The organism is Ignisphaera sp., from assembly GCA_038735125.1.
Taxonomy (GTDB): Archaea; Thermoproteota; Thermoprotei_A; order Sulfolobales; family Ignisphaeraceae; genus Ignisphaera.
On the sequence record JAVYNU010000001.1, the window covers coordinates 198,671 to 214,084 of the forward strand.

General features: G+C 40.9%; 19 protein-coding genes. 5 read left to right on the plus strand and 14 right to left on the minus strand.

The annotated features are described in order from the left end of the window. The first annotated feature begins 68 nt into the window (after nt 1-68). Nucleotides 69-1,247, plus strand: coding sequence for a 2-isopropylmalate synthase (locus QW284_01135; protein ID MEM0338279.1), 1,179 nt, complete (start codon nt 69-71; stop codon nt 1,245-1,247). Nucleotides 1,248-1,250: 3 nt separating this feature from the next. Beyond that, nucleotides 1,251-2,267, plus strand: a complete 1,017-nt coding sequence (locus tag QW284_01140) for an isocitrate/isopropylmalate dehydrogenase family protein (protein ID MEM0338280.1) — start codon at nt 1,251-1,253, stop codon at nt 2,265-2,267. Between the two features lie 5 nt (nt 2,268-2,272). On the opposite strand, the gene hisI is transcribed toward QW284_01140, so the two are convergent. From hisI to QW284_01185, 9 genes are read right to left on the minus strand one after another with little or no spacing between them, the layout of a single operon-like run. Continuing rightward, nucleotides 2,273-2,629, minus strand: a complete 357-nt coding sequence (gene hisI / locus QW284_01145; GenBank protein ID MEM0338281.1) for a phosphoribosyl-AMP cyclohydrolase — start codon at nt 2,627-2,629, stop codon at nt 2,273-2,275. Next, complete coding sequence (hisH, locus tag QW284_01150) at nt 2,626-3,234, minus strand: imidazole glycerol phosphate synthase subunit HisH (protein MEM0338282.1); 609 nt, start codon at nt 3,232-3,234, stop codon at nt 2,626-2,628. The genes hisI and hisH overlap by 4 nt, the downstream gene beginning before the upstream one ends. Next, on the minus strand, nt 3,231-3,515 hold the full coding sequence (hisE, locus tag QW284_01155; GenBank protein ID MEM0338283.1) for a phosphoribosyl-ATP diphosphatase: 285 nt from the start codon (nt 3,513-3,515) through the stop codon (nt 3,231-3,233). The genes hisH and hisE overlap by 4 nt, the downstream gene beginning before the upstream one ends. Beyond that, a complete protein-coding gene (hisD, locus tag QW284_01160) occupies nt 3,499-4,707 on the minus strand; it encodes a histidinol dehydrogenase (protein MEM0338284.1) in 1,209 nt (402 codons plus the stop codon). The genes hisE and hisD overlap by 17 nt, the downstream gene beginning before the upstream one ends. After that, on the minus strand, nt 4,704-5,456 hold the full coding sequence (gene hisF / locus QW284_01165; GenBank protein MEM0338285.1) for an imidazole glycerol phosphate synthase subunit HisF: 753 nt from the start codon (nt 5,454-5,456) through the stop codon (nt 4,704-4,706). Before hisF ends, hisD begins: the two co-directional genes overlap by 4 nt. Continuing rightward, nucleotides 5,453-6,037, minus strand: coding sequence for an imidazoleglycerol-phosphate dehydratase (gene hisBd / locus QW284_01170; GenBank protein ID MEM0338286.1), 585 nt, complete (start codon nt 6,035-6,037; stop codon nt 5,453-5,455). Before hisBd ends, hisF begins: the two co-directional genes overlap by 4 nt. After that, nucleotides 6,030-6,725, minus strand: coding sequence for a 1-(5-phosphoribosyl)-5-((5-phosphoribosylamino)methylideneamino)imidazole-4-carboxamide isomerase (gene hisA / locus QW284_01175; GenBank protein MEM0338287.1), 696 nt, complete (start codon nt 6,723-6,725; stop codon nt 6,030-6,032). The genes hisBd and hisA overlap by 8 nt, the downstream gene beginning before the upstream one ends. Then, entirely contained in the window at nt 6,722-7,588 is an 867-nt protein-coding gene (hisG, locus tag QW284_01180; GenBank protein MEM0338288.1) for an ATP phosphoribosyltransferase, read from the minus strand. Before hisG ends, hisA begins: the two co-directional genes overlap by 4 nt. Further along, nucleotides 7,585-8,598, minus strand: coding sequence for an aminotransferase class I/II-fold pyridoxal phosphate-dependent enzyme (locus QW284_01185; GenBank protein MEM0338289.1), 1,014 nt, complete (start codon nt 8,596-8,598; stop codon nt 7,585-7,587). Before QW284_01185 ends, hisG begins: the two co-directional genes overlap by 4 nt. Nucleotides 8,599-8,763: 165 nt before the next feature. Here QW284_01185 and QW284_01190 point away from each other — a divergent pair, with 165 nt between their 5' ends. Continuing rightward, nucleotides 8,764-9,054 carry a hypothetical protein gene (locus QW284_01190; GenBank protein ID MEM0338290.1) on the plus strand — a complete coding sequence of 97 codons (291 nt, stop codon included), beginning with the start codon at nt 8,764-8,766 and terminating at the stop codon, nt 9,052-9,054. A gap of 62 nt (nt 9,055-9,116) precedes the next feature. Here QW284_01190 and QW284_01195 read toward each other — a convergent pair whose 3' ends face one another. The 3 genes from QW284_01195 to QW284_01205 all read right to left on the minus strand — a co-directional run bounded on the left by QW284_01195 (nt 9,117) and on the right by QW284_01205 (nt 12,549). Further along, a complete protein-coding gene (locus QW284_01195; protein MEM0338291.1) occupies nt 9,117-9,347 on the minus strand; it encodes a 4Fe-4S binding protein in 231 nt (76 codons plus the stop codon). Between the two features lie 4 nt (nt 9,348-9,351). Further along, the gene (locus tag QW284_01200; protein ID MEM0338292.1) at nt 9,352-10,287 is read right to left on the minus strand and encodes a DUF362 domain-containing protein; all 936 of its coding nucleotides are present in this window, start codon (nt 10,285-10,287) and stop codon (nt 9,352-9,354) included. An 87-nt stretch (nt 10,288-10,374) separates the two neighbouring features. Beyond that, nucleotides 10,375-12,549, minus strand: coding sequence for a DEAD/DEAH box helicase (locus QW284_01205; GenBank protein ID MEM0338293.1), 2,175 nt, complete (start codon nt 12,547-12,549; stop codon nt 10,375-10,377). A gap of 107 nt (nt 12,550-12,656) precedes the next feature. Between QW284_01205 and QW284_01210 the strand changes: the two genes are divergently transcribed. Next, nucleotides 12,657-14,204, plus strand: coding sequence for an SLC13 family permease (locus QW284_01210; GenBank protein ID MEM0338294.1), 1,548 nt, complete (start codon nt 12,657-12,659; stop codon nt 14,202-14,204). Here the strand turns inward: QW284_01210 and QW284_01215 are convergent. Both QW284_01215 and QW284_01220 read right to left on the minus strand, forming a co-directional pair. Continuing rightward, nucleotides 14,199-14,603, minus strand: coding sequence for a hypothetical protein (locus QW284_01215; GenBank protein ID MEM0338295.1), 405 nt, complete (start codon nt 14,601-14,603; stop codon nt 14,199-14,201). The genes QW284_01210 and QW284_01215 overlap by 6 nt on opposite strands. A 10-nt stretch (nt 14,604-14,613) precedes the next feature. Then, nucleotides 14,614-14,949, minus strand: a complete 336-nt coding sequence (locus QW284_01220; GenBank protein MEM0338296.1) for a hypothetical protein — start codon at nt 14,947-14,949, stop codon at nt 14,614-14,616. 73 nt (nt 14,950-15,022) lie between these two features. Here QW284_01220 and QW284_01225 point away from each other — a divergent pair, with 73 nt between their 5' ends. Continuing rightward, complete coding sequence (locus QW284_01225; GenBank protein MEM0338297.1) at nt 15,023-15,340, plus strand: hypothetical protein; 318 nt, start codon at nt 15,023-15,025, stop codon at nt 15,338-15,340. Nucleotides 15,341-15,414 lie beyond the last annotated feature (74 nt).

A 15,414-nucleotide genomic window follows, 5' to 3' on the forward strand; every position in this document is an offset into this window, starting at 1 on the left:
TGGTGCATAATAGCTTATATACCCTCTCATTCCTCTTTTATTATAGCTAAATAGAAATATTGGGAGGTGTGCTTATTGCTCCAACTCAAAACAGTTTAGACTACATCCGAAAAAGAGCTGAAAATAGAGTTGTTAGACTGCTAGACACCACATTGAGAGACGGAGAGCAGATGCCTGGAATTTCTCTGACAGTACATCAAAAAATTGAAATAGCTTTGGCTCTAAATGAGTTGGGTGTGGATTCGATAGAGGCAGGCTTTCCAATTACTAGCGAAGGAGAGTTCAAAGCGGTAAAGATGATAGCTAAAGAAGTTAGAGGCTCTGAGGTTATAGCACTTGCAAGAGCAAATAAGCAGGATATAGATAAGGTCATAGAGGCTGAGGCTCCGGCTGTTCACACATTCATTGCCACCTCTGATCTCCATATGAGATACAAGCTTAAGATGACCCCTGACCAGGTTATCGAGAGAGCTGTTTCAGCTGTTGAATATGCTAAGAGTCATGGACTGGTAGTAGAGTTTAGTGCTGAAGATGCGACCAGGTCCGATGTACAGTTCTTGGCGAAGGTGTTTCAAGCTGTTGTTGATGCTGGAGCGGATAGAATAGACATTGCAGACACAGTTGGCGTTGCGTATCCAAGTTATATGGCGTTTCTAGTATCATACATCAGATCTAATGTCAAGGGAAACTATATACTGAGTGTCCACTGTCATGACGATTTTGGTATGGCTGTTGCAAACAGTGTGACAGCCATTGAAAATGGGGCTGACCAGGTCCACGTCACAATGCTTGGAGTAGGTGAAAGAGCTGGAAATGCTGCATTAGAAGAGGTGGCATCTGCATTAGCATTTCTATATGGCTACAAGCTTAGAATAGACTTCAGTAAAATAAATAAGGTAGCAAAGATCGTGGCTAATCACTTTGGATTGGTTATACCGCCAAACAAAGCCATTGTAGGGGCAAACGCGTTTGCACACGAGTCGGGAATTCATGTTCATGGCGTTTTAAGCCACCCTCTAACATATGAGCCTATAGACCCCTCTGCTGTTGGTGCTGAGAGGAGAATTGTTATAGGCAAGCATAGTGGGAGACATGCGATAGAATATGTCATCAAGCAAATGGGTTTAGAGCCTAGAGAAGATGCTGTCAAAAGGATCTTGGATAGGGTGAAGAGTTTGGCAGACCAAGGAGTTAAAATCTCCTGGGATACAGTGATAAAGCTTGTAAAAGAGGAGTATGGGGTTTAACAAGTGTTTAGGGTAGCGGTTATAGAGGGAGATGGTATAGGTCCTGAGATAATCGATGCTACTTTCAAGGTCTTGGCAAAACTTGTTGCCAAATACAGACTTGAAATAGAGTTTGTAAAGGTTGAGGCAGGAGATAACGCTGTTAGAAAGTATGGGGTTGCTGTTCCGGAAGAGTCTTGGAAAACAATAAAGGGTTGTGACGCCATTTTAAAGGGTCCTGTAGGAGAGTCTGCAGGCGATGTTGTTGTCAAGATTAGAAGAGGTTTGGATCTCTACGCCAATATAAGACCTTCGAAGGCTCTACCCGGTGTAAAGGCTTTGAAACCAAATATAGATCTTGTTATAGTTAGGGAAAATACAGAAGACGTTTACGTAAGAGCCGAGTATGTATTACCAGAAGATGTCTCTATAGCCATTCGTGTTATAAGTCGAAAAGCCTCTCAGAGAATTGCTAGAAAGGCATTTGAAATAGCCAAGGGTAGGAGAAAGAAAGTTACTGTTGTCCATAAAGCAAATGTTTTAACGGTTACAGATGGCTTGTTCAAGTCAACTGTTTATGACGTTGGAAGAAGGGAGTTTCCGGATATTGAAATAGATGAGATGTATATTGATGCAGCTGTAATGGATATTGTTAGAAAACCTGAGAGATTCGATGTAATTGTAACAACAAATCTATATGGGGATATCCTAAGCGATTTAGCTGCATATGTATCTGGCAGCATCGGCCTTGCAGCATCTGCTAACATAGGAGACGAAAAAGCTATGTTCGAGCCAATACATGGCGCGGCATTCGATATAGCTGGCAAGGGAATCGCAAACCCAACTGCAATGATGTTATCTGCTGCGTGGATGCTTAAATGGCTTGGGGAAAGGAGCAATAGTAGGAGCTATGTAGAGGCTGGAAAGGCCCTCGAAAAAGCAATTGAAGCTACATTAGCTGATGGAAAAATCCTCACACCCGATCTTGGAGGTAGTGCAACAACAGCAGAATTTACAGAAGCTGTTATTTCGAGGCTTTAAACCATTCAAAGAATCTCATTGTATCTCCTATAGAAACAACTAAAATTGCCTGTATGGCACATGGGTCCCATCGGCTTCACCAATACTAGTACCGCATCTTCATCACAATCAACTTTGACGTCAACAACAATCTGGAGGTTTCCGCTGGTCTCCCCTTTCAGCCAAAGCTTTTTTCTAGAGGTTGACCATAGGTGGAGATAGCCTGTTGTAAGTGTTTTTATCAAAGCCTCTTTATTCATGAAGCCTACCGACAACACCTCCTTTGTTTTGTAATCCTGTATAACAGCTACTACAGTATTGTCCTCGTGTCTAAACCTCAGCCTGCTAGCTATCTTTTCCGCCTCTTCGGTGCTGAGCCTCACGTTCTCAACCAGTTAAACACTGTTTTGAGAAACTCAGCCCCGTTTAAATGGCTTTTCTCTGGATGGAACTGAACAGCTATTACCCTATCTTTAAGTAGCATTGACGGGATTTTGACATCGCCATACTCACTTATAAAGCATATGCTATCAACTTCATTAGTGTGAGCCATATAGCTATGCATGAAATACATGTATTTACCGTCAACACCTTGGAATAATCTACATTTATCATTTCCAACAAACCTGATCTTGTCCCACCCAATACGAGGCAACTTTAGTTTTGTGGGAACCCTATCTACATAGCCTCTGAACCATCCGAGACCTTTGCTAGGCACCCCACCCTCCATGCTATATTCAAACATTATCTGCATACCTATGCATATGCCAAGAAATGCCATGCCGCTTTTCTTCATATCGTTTAGAACATCTGAATATTTTATGATATACCTTGAAACAGCTTTGAAGTTTCCAACACCTGGAAAAACAATTAGATCAACATTTCTTCTGGGCTCTACATCCACAAATACCTCGAATCCTGTTCTCCTCAATGCATTGGAAATGCTATAGAGATTTCCAACACCGTAATTAATAACAAGAGCCTTCATTTCTTCATCCTCTTCTCAAGTTCTGCACAAACATCTTCTAGAGAGACATTGTTTACAGCCATAAGCACCATCATATGGTAGACCAAGTCAGCCAACTCCTCTACCAACCTCTTTCTATCCTCATATAAAGATGCTACTACAACCTCCACAGCCTCTTCACCAAGTTTTCTAGCCACATATCCCCTGCCCTTAGATGCAAGCTCGACTGTGTAGCTTCCCACAGGCCTCTTCTCTAACCTATCTAGCACAATCTTATATAGCCTTTCAAATGTTTCGCACATGCCTCATCACAACACTTTTTGCATGCAGTTCAAAGCCCTCATATCTAGCTAATGTTTCAACAGCCTCTAAAACATTCTTATCAATCTCCCTATCATCGAATAGAACTGCAACTGGCTTTAGAAAGTCGTAAACTGTTAGAGCTCCTCTAACCCTTGCCCATTTATTTGTCGGCAGAATGTGGTTTGGCCCAATATAATCTATTAGGGCTGGTGGTGAGTAGTTGTATGAGACTGCCCCGGCATTTCGAATTCTATTTAGAAGCTTGTCAGCGTCTCTTACATGGATTGATAGATGTTCTGGAGCAAACTCGTTAGCTATTTTCATAGCTTCATCAATTGAGTTGGCAACGTATATGTAGAAGCTGCCTTTAAGATCTCTGACCAGCTCCTCAACAGCTTGGGCAACCCTACTCGAGGTTGTCAATAGAACAACTGGACTATCCATACCATGTTCTGCCTGAGCTGCCATATCCATGGCAACCAACTTCGGGTCTGCGGACTCATCGGCAATGACAACAAGTTCTGTTGGCCCCTCAACACCATCAATCTCGACAACGTCTCTAACAAGAGCTTTTGCGGCTTGTACATATATGTTTCCAGGGCCAACAATTTTATCGACCTTCCTCACACTTTCTGTACCATATGCTAATGCCGCTATTATTTGTGCACCACCAACCCTGTATATATTCTCTACACCTATCAGCTGAGACACATATATAGTTGCAGGATCTATACAGCCGGTTTTATTTGGTGGCGACGCCACCGCTATTCTACTTACCCCTGCCACCTTTGCCGGAACACCAGCCATCAGAAGCGTTGATGGATATGACTTTCTCCCGCCTGGCACATATACACCAATGCTTTCAATTGGCTTCCATATAATACCCATTCTAACCCCGCTTAATTGTATTTGGAAATCTTTTGGCTTAAACTCTTGATAGAAACGCATGAGGAGATCATATAATGTGTCTATGGCTCTTCTGACATCATTTTTAAGTTCCTCTAGACATTTGCTTCTAAGACTGGGGGTAAGCTCTACAGTATCGATATCTATACCGTCAAACCTCTTCGTATATTCTATTAATGCTTTATCACCTCTGTTCCTAACATCATCAATTATCTGTTTAACGTAGTTCAGCACACTACTAATACTGTACTGGTTTTGCTGTGGGAGACCGTGTACAACTGTCATATTCTCACCTCAACACCTCTCTCATAGAGATATCTCTTAAGATCCATAATCCTTATAACACCATCGTGAAAAACGCCAGCGGCTAAAGCTGCATCAGCTTTGCCTGCTGTTAAAACCTCGTAGAAGTGCTCCATGCTCCCAGCCCCACCACTAGCTATGACAGGTATTGAGACGGCTTCTGAAACCCTCCTAGTCAACTCTATTTCATAGCCGATACGAGTTCCATCCCTGTCTATACTTGTTAAGAGTATTTCGCCTGCTCCAAGCCTCTCCACAGTCTTAGCCCATTCTATCGCATCTAGACCAGTATCAACGGTAGCTGACTTCACAAAAACTATATATCTGCCCCCAATCTTTTTCGCATCTATTGCTACAACAATCGACTGAGAACCGAACTCATCACTAGCCACTTTAATCAAATCCGGGTTTTCAACAGCAGCTGTATTGATACTCACCTTATCGGCACCGCTTGAGAGAGCACTTGAAATGTCGTCAAGCGATCTTATGCCTCCTCCAACTGTCAATGGTATGGATACCACGCTTGCCGTGTCTCTAACAACTCTAAACAGCGTTGCTCTATTCTCGAGAGAAGCTGAAATATCTAAGAAGACTATTTCGTCTGCACCCTCCTCCTCATATCTAGCAGCAAGCTCTACAGGATCGCCCTTATCTCTTAGATTGACGAAGTTAACTCCTTTAACAACTCTACCATTTTTAACATCTAGACATGGAATTATCCTCTTAATCACCTTAAAACACCCTTCAAACTCCTTACACCAGACCCAACAATTCTTGTCGAGTCATATAACGCCATTCCAAGACCTTTGAAAACGGCTTCAACGACGTGATGATCATTGAAACCCCTTAGCTTGACAACATGAATTGTTATACCAGCCCTCTTAGCTAGCGAATCTATAAAGTGCTGAACATTCTCAAGGGAAAGCCCGCCTATAGCCTCTCTCGAGAAGCTTAGATCTATAAATGCCCCACCCCTACCAGAGATGTCAACAGCTATAAGAACTAGTGCGTCATCCATTGGCACGATCTGGTGGGAAAACCTCTTTATACCCACTCTATCACCTAAGCACTTTTCTAGCGCACCCCCAATTACAATTGCAGAGTCCTCTACAATGTGATGATCGTCAACACTCTTCTTTTCCTCGGCATAAACCTTTGCTCTAGAGTTCATGTAGAGGAACATTGTTTCAAGCATATGGTTGAAGAATGGTATAGGTGTTGAAATCTCAATATCTCCTGGTTCATCTAGATTAAACTCAACAGCTATTTTAGTCTCTCTGGTTTCTCTATACTCTCTACACTCTCTAGACAACTTTCACACCCCATAACCTGCCATTATACAAGGCCATACCAACAATGGTATAGTCTATGCCAAAACTCTTCAGAGTCTGTAGATCGTGTATCGTTGAAACACCACCTGCATATTCCTTTAACCCCTTCACATAGCCTACAAATTCTCCTAGCCTCATATCAACACCTTTTTCACTACCCTCATTCTCTATGTATGTAAATAAAACTCCTCTAACATCATAATTCCTGATCTCGTTCAATGCATCACCTAGCTTCATAGCCTCTCTACTCCATCCACCTATTCTCACGATATAGCTGTTGTCATAATCCAAGGCTATAATCACTTTATCTCCTCCCACAGCCTCTAGTATTCTTTCAAATTCTTTTCTAGCGGTAAAGAAAATTGTTGACACAACCACAGCTGAAGCCCCATACGACAAAAGAGTTGATGCTTTATCTACAGACCTTACACCACCTCCAACCTGAATCCACTTAAAACCTATGCCACATAACCCCTTTACAATAGGTTCATTAGAGCCCGCACCTTCTGCTGCATCGAGATCAACAACATGCAGATATTCATAGCCCGCTTCATACAGCTTAGTAGCGATTTTTAATGGATCTCCAAGAAAGAGACCAGTTCCCCTAACACCTCTAACTCTTTTAACAGCACTACCACCACTCAAATCAATGCTTGGCATGACTATCATCTAATCACCTTTTCAATGTCTACTACCACTATATCCCTAGCACCAAGATCTAGCACCTTTGACACAACCTCTGGAATCTCATCCTCGTTAACAACAGTTATAACCTCCCACACATTACCCTTGCTCAACCGCGTAACAGCTGGTGCAAGCATTGCAGGCAAGACCCTCAAAACCTTGTCCAAGCTCTCATCAGGAACGTTCATGAATAGCATCTTCTTGTTCTTACCCTCTATAACCCCTCTGAACAATGTTACAACGAGTTTAATCATATCGGCATCTTTACTTGACTTCCAGTCTCTCCTAGCAATAACAACCGCCTGAGTCTCTAGAACAACATCTATAGGCTCCAAACCATGTATTCTCAATGTGGTGCCAGTACTCATAACATCTATAACAGCATCAGCAGCTCCAAGATATGGCATAACCTCTGCCGCACCACTTATTTTAACTATCCTAGCTTTCAAATTCTTTGAATTTGCATATCTTAATGCAATGTTATAGTATTTTGTCGCTATTCTAATTTCTCTACCACTTTTAACAATATCCTCCACACTCTCCACACCCCAGCTCCGTGGAACCGCAAACACTATCTTTGCTTTTCCAAAATCTAACTCTAAAACCTCATCAACTTCAACACCACTTTCAACAACATAGTCATGCCCTGTTATACCTATTGAGGCTCCGCCACCCTCGATAATGTATGGAATGTCCTCTGGTCTCACCATTATAATCTCAACGTTCTTCCAATTCGTTGGCACAATCAACGCCCTTTCATCAGCTGACAACAATTTGATTCCTGCGGCATTAAGCAATTCAATTGCAGGTTGCTGTAGCCTTCCCTTATTTGGAATGGCTATTCTCATGCAAGCTCCCTCAGCGACTCTATGAAGAGTTTAACCGAGTCTTCGTTTCCTATGCTAACTCTGTATAGGTCTTGTGCAATCCTCTTAATTGCTATGCCAAACTTTTTTAGATGGCTATCAAGCCTTCTATCATCCCTTATTAGCAGGAAGTTTGCATAGCTTCTATAAACCTTGAAGCCCATGCTCTTCAACTCCGAATACAAGTAATCTCGAAGCTGCTTAATCTTCTCAATTATTTTTAAGTGGTAATCCAAATTCTCGAGAGCTGCTATGCCAGCTGCAAGAGACGGTGTTGGTATGTCGAATGGTGTTAAAACCTTTGTAACACTATCTATAACACTCTTGTCTGCTATTATATAGCCTAGCCTGAAGCCAGCTAGGCAAAATGCTTTGCTCATGCTTCGCACAACAATAACATTTGGATACTCGTTTACATATCTAGCTACACTATATCCGCTAAACTCATAGTATGTCTCATCAACTATTACAAAACCCTTTGTGTTTAGTGCTATAGCCTCTAGGATTTTTCTATCCCCTTTTATAATAGCGCTTCCAGTTGGATTGTTTGGATCCACAAGCACAACCAGGTGTGCATTCTTTGCCAGTTCAATTAGAAGATTCATGTCGACTGTCCATTCATCATCATTTTCCTGCAGAGGTACTGTCACCATGTCTAGACCCATAAACCTGGCATAAACCTCTATCATACTGAAGGTGGGCTTAACAGAAAGTATTGTGTCGCCAGGGTCTGCAAGAGCCATGAAAAGCGTTCTCAAAGCGTTATCGGCACCTAGAAATGGATACACATTGTCAATGCTTACTTTATTGTACTCTGCTAGCAAGAGCCTAAACCGATTAAACATGTGTAAATTTGGATAGTAATTACATTGACTTAATGTAGACATAACAGCTTTTATAATGTGTTCAGGAGGATTATATAAACACTCATTTAGATGCATTCTGTAAGGCTCTCCAGCCTCCTCATATCTATAGTTTTGAGATTCTAGCACCCTCTTTTTTAGCCTTCCAATTACATCTATATATGCAATCTAAGATCCCTTCAATCAACTTTCTAACCAATAGTATTTGCCGCAATTTAAAAGCTTATCACCATATCAGTTTTGATTAGAATAAAAGTATATATTTTTAGAAAGGTTATACATTTCTGTGAGAAAATGTCTTCTAAAGAACTAACACGTGAAGAATTAATAGATATTATACTTGCTAACAACATGCTTGAACAATTTGTGGAGTGGCTTAGGCTAAGGGGTGTAGACAACGATATTATATCCCTAAGGGATATAGACCATAGATATTTATATGAATTTGCTATTGAGAAGAAACTGCTTATAGAGGGAGATGATGCTGGTCAGGATTATAAGGATGCTGATCAAGATTTTGAGGATTTGTTGAAAAAGAAGATTGCACTAAGCTTAAAGCCCAGGAAAATCAGGAGAAAAACTTGAATTATCCTCACCTCTTCTCAAGATCCTGTTTTTTAAATTATAGCTAATATTATCAAATAGTTTTATGTGCTCTTGTAGAACCTTGCATAATGTGCATATATATCACGAGGAACAATGGTAATGGCGTTTGTCGGGCATTTAACTATACATGCTCTACATCCAACACAGGCATCTGGGTTTACAGGCACAGATTTTTTGTTTATGATTGCAAATACCTTGTTGGGGCATGCCGCATAACACTGGGCACACCCAATGCATTTTGATGTGTCTACCTGTACCTTGTAGCCTGGCAACCGCCTATACCTCAACAATCTCGTATTCTATGTTTCCAAGGCCTTTTTTATAGGCAGCTTCTACTTGGATGTACGGATCTTTGCCGTGTATCACAAGGAATTTGTTGTCCCCCGGCTTTAAGCCAGCTTTCTCTCCTATTGATCCTGGTACAACAGGAGCGTTATTTATTAAATCGAGTGTTGCTTTCTCTAGTGCCACAATATCCTCTGACGCTAATATCCCTATATCTGGGACTATCGGGATATCGGACCAAGGTGCACAATCACATGTTGGCTGGACATCAAGCACATAGTTAATGTGAAAAACCTTGTTCGGTTTGTTTAAGACCACTCCATGAACTGCATCAGCTAAGCCTTCTTGGAATGCTCTGCCAATCTGATCCTCCTTCTCCAGATTGTGTATAGCCGATCTTGTGTTGGGACCTGTGCACCCCATAGCAATATTCTTTATGGCTCCTCCGTAACCAGATGATGGATGCCCCTTCGAATGTGCAAAGTTTATCAGCACATCTGCGTAGTAAACAGCTGAGCCAACCTCTATCTCTGGCACCCTCAAAGGATTTGGTACACGAACCTTTATCAGATCTGTTTCCTTTATACCGGAAACAGGCAATGCAATTGCTCCTAGAGTCTCATAGTTGTAGCCATTCTCTAGACCAACTAAGATATGCTTTAATCCCCACGTATCTGTAATGAATGGTATTCCACCAAGCTTTTTAACATAGTCAACCAATATCCTCACAAATATCGGTCTAATTGTTCTATACCCGCCATGATCCATATCACCTACATGAATCTTTATAGCTACTATGTATCCTGGTTGAATCATGTTTTTTAGTGTGCTAGCCTCTAGCAAGTTCATGAATCTATATGGCAGTGAAGCTGCTTTATCAAGTCTATCTAGCTGTGCCTTGGCAAACAATACCTTTGATCTTGCCATGATTTATCACCATAATATTGTAATTGTAATTGCTTGGAACAAACAGTTTTGGATTTGCTCTTATAAATTTTTGGTCTATGAATTTCTCTAACCTCTATTTCTCATCTTCCTCGCTTCTTCAACTATTTTCTTCCCCCATCCATCGCCAAACAGCCTAACCACAAGATGCTCTTTATTTATAACATCTTCAATATTTCTAATACCATTGTTTATCATGATCCTTGCCCTTACCCTGCCAACATATCGTATTTTGACAAGCTCTAGAGCATCTTCCTTTACGCCCTGTTCAACCCTCTCAACTAACTTGAAAAGCTCTTTCGAGTGTGATTGCATATTAAGTGTGTTCGCTATTACAGCAGCTGAGTATGTTAGCCACTCCCCATTTTCTTTAATTACCCTTAGATCCCCTGCCTCTATACCATATTTCTCGATTATCCTCCTTTCTGGAACCTCATTCACCCAATCAGTCAGTATAAGCCCTATCATAGCACCCCTCACCCAATCTATCTTACGATCTGCAAACATCTGCTCTAGCTCCTCATCAGGCAATTGCTTAGATATGGCATAGCTTTCTATCAAGTCATAGTAGGCTTTTCTTGCACCCCTTCCAACGTTAACGTCGCTAAAGTCTGGTGTCATACCAATTAGCGAGAGGTAGTAAAGCTCTGAGACCTTCTCAGCTCTTCTAAGTCCCTCAACTATTATTGCCGCTGTTAACGGGTCTATATAGAGCATTGAGGTCACAGTCCCTAACTTGGTTGCCTCATATAAGCTGGTATTTGCAATCCTTCTGCTTCTAACCATATTGAGCTCCTCTAACAACTCTAAAATCTTAGATATCTTCTTACTGAGGACATCCCTGCCCATCTTCATAGCGGCAAAGGTATTGGAGAAGAAAACCATTATGTCATTCAACGTGCTGGCCTCTCCAGAGGCTATAACAGCTAGGACATGTCTTCTCAAAGCCGATTCGCTTAGCAATGTAGAGGTTATAGGCTCTGGAACGCTTCTTATGTAGTACTCAGCCTCCCTAGCATTTCTAATATCCTTAGCCACGATAACAATTCCGTAGGGGTCGTACTGGGGCCTCCCAGCCCTCCCAGCAAGCTGTTTGTATTCTAAAACACTTATCTTCTCTCTCCCACCCCCGCTATAGTAATAGGAGTTTATTATCACAACACGTGCTGGTAGGTTAACCCCCATTGCAAGTGTTGGCGTTGCGGATAGGTACTTAATTATCCTATCTCTAAAAGCTTTCTCAATAACCCTCCTTGCCTCGGGAGTTAAACCAGCATGATGATAAGAAACGCCACATCTTATTAGATGCTCAAGCTTCTCATATTCAAAATCTGGAAGTTCCGTTCTCATTTCCTGGACTAGCAATTCCAGCCTCTTCTTATCATCATTATTCAAGCAACTGCATACAACATCCTTGTATTGTTCAGCCAACTCTTCAACACCTTTCCTCGAGTACTTGAATTCTAAAACGTTGAACCCCTCCTTAATGGCTCTCTCAATCCAATATCGCGTAACATCATCTACAATCACAGGAGATCCATTGCTGTTCAATTCCCTTGGAAAAAACATTATGAAAGAACCATCACTTGTTTTGTATGTTGGCACTTCATATAGCTTCACTGGTCTCCAAGATGATTTAACCAGCTTGGCATTTAACCATGATGCAAGCTCTTCAGGATTTCCAATAGTTGCTGAAAGCCCTATCACTTGAATACCCAGGATCTTAGCCCTAGTCGCTATCATCTCGACTATATGCCCCCTACTTTCATCACCAAGCATATGAAGCTCGTCAATGACAATCAAACCCACATTCTTTATCCAAGGCGGTCTCCTCCTCAAAATAGAGTCTAGCCTCTCATATGTCGTGACAATTATGTTGTATTGACCAAGCCTCTTCACCTCCTCTTCAGTAACCTCATAATCCCCCATCGATATAGCTACTTTTGCACCGTATTTCTCCCAGAAGGAAAACTCATTATATTTCTCGTAAGCAAGGGCCTTCAAAGGCGTTGTATATATACCTTTAAAACCATTCAAAAAGGCATTCACAAGAGCTATCTCGCCAATCAACGTCTTACCGCTTGCCGTAGGAGCACACACAACAATGTTACCTCCTCTTAGGAACCCCGTTTTCAAGGCCTCTATCTGGGGAGGTGTGAAACTTGAGTATCCCTTCTCCTTCAAACCATCAATTATAATATCCCTAAGCACAATTCTATAATCATCTAACATCGATGAACTCAAAACAAGCCCCTTTTAATGCCTATAAATATATTTTTGATAAGCTTATTAGCTGTACTCTTCAAAAGCTAGCAGAATACCAAACCATTATACCGGTGCAGGTATGGCATATGAGAACAATGTATAAGATTGTTATCGTGTTAATAGCATTGCTCGTAACATCTTTTGCACTTATGTATTTTATTTATGTAGGATATGATCAAATCGGTTCTGAAATAGCTAAGGAATGGTGTAGCGAAAGAAACTTGAATGTATCTAACGATGCTCTATGTATAGACGAGCTCAACTCAATGCATAGTATTATATCACAGAGTTTAACCTTAGCTCTATTCTTTTTAGTGATAGCATTGACTGTTATCAGTATGGAGTGGCGAACAGGAGCGGCCATACTTGCGGCCATGCCCCTGCTAATTCTTGGTATAGTCCCGCCGCAGTACCTAATAAACGCTGTTTCATGGGATCTCATACTGTTTTTGATTGGGTCTATGGTTCTAAGCGGAATTTTAAGAGAGCTTGGAGTCTTTCGATACTTGGCTCTAAGGATTGTGGAGGTCTCTAGGAGCAACACTGTTATTTTATTGGTTCTAATCTCGCTTATGGCATTCATTCTATCTGCTGTTTTAGGTGAGGTAACAAGCATAATATATGTTACCATGCTTATACTTGAAATAGGTGCGATAATCCATCTAGATGTCACACCACTAATAATACTATCTGTATTGGCTACAAACACAGGCAGTGTTGCACTACCTATAGGCAATCCTATTGGTGTTTACCTCCTATTCAGAACAGATATGAGTGTCACACAATTCATCAGAAATTCTTTTCCGCTTGCCATCATAGATCTTGTGGTGCTGTTAATAGCTATAATGCTTGTCGAAAAATCTATAGTGAGGGAATTGAGAAAGAGATTGGAGAAATCGAAACATAGAATAGAGGCTTATATAACACGCCATAGAATAGAGTTGAGTAGCAACAATGTTGCGAATCACATGCCTAAGAGGGTTCTTCTAGGTTTGATAATACTAAGTCTATTTATATTAACAGTTGCTTTAAACGATTTTATTGTTGAGGCCTTGACAAACATTTTCAAGACATATATCGAACCACATGCCTTTCTATCCTTTATTCCGTATATATACATAGTAGTAACCTTGATAACTGCTATCCCATTAAGTGAAGTTTCAAAGTTTGTTGAAAGGTCTGTCGAATGGCCTTCTCTACTCTTCTTCATATTCCTGTTTATGTTTGGCTACATGCTTACATACACTGGTGTGATGGCCAAGCTCGCCTATGCTTTCTCACGTTTAAGCACTGCCCCAATAGCGCTTTTATCCATAATGCTGTTTTCATCAAGTCTACTCAGCTCTATACTTGATAATCTGTCTGTCATAGTAGCTTTTACACCTATAGCAATGACCTTCAATAGCATAGGACTTGTCAATAGTTCAATATACTTCGCATTACTTTTTGGAGGTGTTTTCGGAGGAAACTACACACCCGTGGGATCCACAGCCAATATAATTGCTGTTTCCCTAGCCGAAAAGAGAAAAATCAAGATTTCGTGGGGAAAGTGGCTCAAGATAGCCTTGATCACAACAACACTTCAAATTTTGATTGCGCTTGCATGGCTCTATATAATTAGCTATGTGCTATAAGTGATAATCTACAGCTTTTTGCTGCGTCTGTTGCTGTTGTTGCGGTGGCTGTACTGGTGGTGGCAACCCCATTTCTCTCGAAAGTAGCGAGATTATTGGTAGGGTATAGCTGTAGACGGCCGCTATCAGCGGGTATGGTATACTGCCCTTCTGAAACTCTTCGCTGAGCATTTTAGCCTCGTCAGCATTTATAGGCGAGACCATTACAACTCCCTTCAAATCTATGGATGCTACTGGAGGGTTGCAATCGATTTTTATCACAAAGCCAAACATGTAGTTATTGTCTCTTTTCTCTGGCTTCCCAAACATTATATTCATGTTTATGTTTAGCTGTGGAACAGGCTCTAAACTGTATCTCTCTGCCCTCACACTATCTATTCTAAAACCTAGATTAGGCAATACATTCACCTCATTTACCACTAGCTACCTCCTTGTTTCTCTGGTTAATAGGTATAAATGTTATTGCATAAACATCTTCTCTCGGCGATTCAGCCCTCAAAACAATACCTTTGTTAATTTCTGTCCTTATTATTAACTCGTTCAATGTTTTCACATCATTTACCTCCACATAGCTGGGAGAGCTATTACCACATATATTGTCGAAATACTTCTTCAATTCAATGTCACTAACAATATTATTGCATCCGTTTAGGTAATTCGCTATTCTTCGCAATATCTCATTGACATTCTTCCCATAGATTACATAAGCTTGGTATCTCGAAATAACGTTATCATCAACAATCATAAACATCTCATCCTGTGAAAAACAGTTTTGTATAAAGATATAAAGCCTTTTGATAAACAAATTATATGAGACCATGTCAGATGATATAAATAAAAAGATGTTTGAAGTTCCTAGCGATATGCTGAAAGAGATTGAAGAGTACGAAGAAAGTATTCGAGGACGTAAATCCAGTAAAAAGGGAAAGTATCCAAGTAATGAAGATGTAGTGGAAGCTATAAAAACTGTGACAGGGGGTGTTATCAACAGATTCAACATTGATGCGCTCTTCGACAGCGTAAAACAGTATTTAGAGGAACATGGTTTTGACACATCTGCCTTAAATGAGTCTAGATTCTGGAGGCTTGTATCAAATTTGGTTAAGAAGAACATTTTGAGAAGCGAACTTGAGTAGGGTGTCATGCCAATTTACATAGTCGCTTTGTTGTAACACCAGATGCTACGTAGCATAAATGATTCGATAGGTGA

Bases quoted from the DNA above. Each gene is read 5' to 3' on its own strand.
- hisH (MEM0338282.1), bottom strand. From the start codon at position 3,234: ATGAAGGCTCTTGTTATTAATTACGGTGTTGGAAATCTCTATAGCATT.
- hisE (MEM0338283.1), bottom strand. From the start codon at position 3,515: ATGTGCGAAACATTTGAAAGGCTATATAAGATTGTGCTAGATAGGTTA.
- hisD (MEM0338284.1), bottom strand. From the start codon at position 4,707: ATGACAGTTGTACACGGTCTCCCACAGCAAAACCAGTACAGTATTAGT.
- hisA (MEM0338287.1), bottom strand. From the start codon at position 6,725: ATGATAGTCATGCCAAGCATTGATTTGAGTGGTGGTAGTGCTGTTAAA.
- hisG (MEM0338288.1), bottom strand. From the start codon at position 7,588: ATGAGAATAGCCATTCCAAATAAGGGAAGGCTACAGCAACCTGCAATT.
- QW284_01190 (MEM0338290.1), top strand. From the start codon at position 8,764: ATGTCTTCTAAAGAACTAACACGTGAAGAATTAATAGATATTATACTT.
- QW284_01200 (MEM0338292.1), bottom strand. From the start codon at position 10,287: ATGGCAAGATCAAAGGTATTGTTTGCCAAGGCACAGCTAGATAGACTT.
- QW284_01210 (MEM0338294.1), top strand. From the start codon at position 12,657: ATGAGAACAATGTATAAGATTGTTATCGTGTTAATAGCATTGCTCGTA.
- QW284_01220 (MEM0338296.1), bottom strand. From the start codon at position 14,949: ATGATTGTTGATGATAACGTTATTTCGAGATACCAAGCTTATGTAATC.
- QW284_01225 (MEM0338297.1), top strand. From the start codon at position 15,023: ATGTCAGATGATATAAATAAAAAGATGTTTGAAGTTCCTAGCGATATG.